The sequence below is a fragment of the Pseudoalteromonas arctica genome (assembly GCF_012927645.1).
Classification (GTDB): Bacteria; Pseudomonadota; Gammaproteobacteria; order Enterobacterales; family Alteromonadaceae; genus Pseudoalteromonas; species Pseudoalteromonas arctica_A.
Window position 1 is genome coordinate 1 of the sequence record NZ_JABBMT010000074.1, and the last position, 1,952, is coordinate 1,952.

At 38.5% G+C, this 1,952-nt stretch carries 1 protein-coding gene; it reads left to right on the forward strand.

Annotated features, from left to right (window positions below; all coding sequences use genetic code 11):
• Window positions 1-500: 500 nt before the first annotated feature.
• A complete protein-coding gene (locus HHO47_RS18890) occupies window positions 501-1,667 on the forward strand; it encodes a nucleotide sugar dehydrogenase (RefSeq protein WP_169021684.1) in 1,167 nt (388 codons plus the stop codon).
• Window positions 1,668-1,952: the final 285 nt, after the last annotated feature.

The following is a 1,952-nucleotide window of genomic DNA, read 5'->3' on the forward strand; positions in this document are numbered from 1 at the left end:
CACAGAGTTCACAGAGGAAAGGTTAAAGAATTAGGGGTTAAAGAAGTGACTAGGCACTTGTTTTAAAATTGTCTTCTCGGTGTAGCGCGAAGCGCCTCGGTGCCCTCGGTGGTAAAAATGGTTTTAAGTGATTTATTTATCGCCACAGAGAGCACAGAGTTCACAGAGGAAAGGTTAAAGAATTAGGGGTTAAAGAAGTGACTAGGCACTTGTTTTAAAATTGTCTTCTCGGTGTAGCGCGAAGCGCCTCGGTGCCCTCGGTGGTAAAAATGGTTTTAAATGATTTATTCACCACAGAGTTCACGAAGAGGAAAGATTAAAGGCTTTAGGGAAGTGACTAGTTGTATTTATAGCCCGTGGCTTTTCTCATTCACTTCTCTTTGTGAAAAAGAGCATTAAGCTGTTTGATAAGCTCGAAGCCCAAAAATTTATAATCGTAGTTCTAGGCATGTTAAGCTTAGTGCTAGGAAGCAAAATATAGAAATTAAAGGAATCAAGAAATGAAAATAACAGTGGTTGGTACTGGCTATGTAGGCCTATCGAACGCTATGTTACTTGCGCAAAATAATAAAGTTGTTGCGCTTGATATAGATGAGCAAAAAGTTGCTCTTTTAAAAGGTAAGAAGTCTCCTATTGTAGATGTTGAAATTAGTGATTTTTTACAAAATAAACAGCTTAATTTTACCGCTACAACTAACAAAGAGTCAGCATTAGTTGGCGCTGAATTTGTTATTATTGCTACACCTACCGATTATGACCCAGAAACCAACTATTTTAATACCAATAGTGTTGAGTCGGTTATTAAAGATGTTATAAAAATAAACCCTACGGCCACTATGGTAATTAAATCGACAGTGCCAGTAGGTTACACTCAATCGGTTAAAGAAAAGTTTGGCACTGACAATATCATATTTTCGCCAGAGTTTTTACGTGAAGGTAAAGCATTGCATGACAATTTGTATCCATCGCGTATTATTGTTGGTGAGCAAAGTGAGCGTGCGCAAACATTTGCTAATTTACTTGCTCAAGGCGCAATAAAGCAAGATATTGAGATTTTGTTTACTGACTCAACCGAAGCTGAGGCCATTAAGCTATTCTCTAATACTTACCTTGCTATGCGAGTTGCCTATTTTAATGAGCTTGATAGCTACGCTGAAAGCCATGGCTTAAATGCAAAGCAAATTATACAAGGTGTTAGTTTAGATCCGCGTATTGGCAATCATTATAATAATCCATCATTTGGCTATGGCGGTTATTGCTTACCTAAAGATACTAAGCAACTATTAGCTAACTATAAAGATGTACCTAATAATATGATTGGCGCAATAGTTGACGCCAATACTACCCGTAAAGATTTTATTGCTAACTCAATTATTAAACGCAACCCTAAAGTAGTAGGTGTATATCGTTTAGTGATGAAAACAGGGTCTGATAATTTTAGAGCCTCTGCAATTCAAGGCATTATGAAGCGTATTAAGGCTAAAGGTATAGAAGTGGTTGTATATGAACCAGCATTGCAAGAAGAGGCCTTTTTTAATTCACGAGTAATAAAAGATCTTAATGAATTCAAACAGCTTGCAGATGTTGTAGTTTCTAACCGTATGGTTGCAGAGCTTAATGATGTTGCTGATAAAGTATATACACGCGACTTATTTGGGAGTGATTAGGCGCGTAGTGCATAGTTGCAAGTAATAAGGTAAAAGGGCAAAGGTATTAGGAAAATGCTAGGTGCTAGGGAAGTGGCTAGGGGCTAGGTGTATTCATAGCTCGCCAGTTGTTACCCACTGCTCGTGGCTTTTTCTTCTCGGTGTAGCGAAGCGCCTCGGTGCCCTCGGTGGTAAAATTGTTTTAAGTGATTTATTCACCACAGAGAACACTGAGATCACAGAGGAAAAGATTAAAGACGGAAAGTGAAAGGGCAAAGGGGCTTGATGTATTCATAGCCCACCACT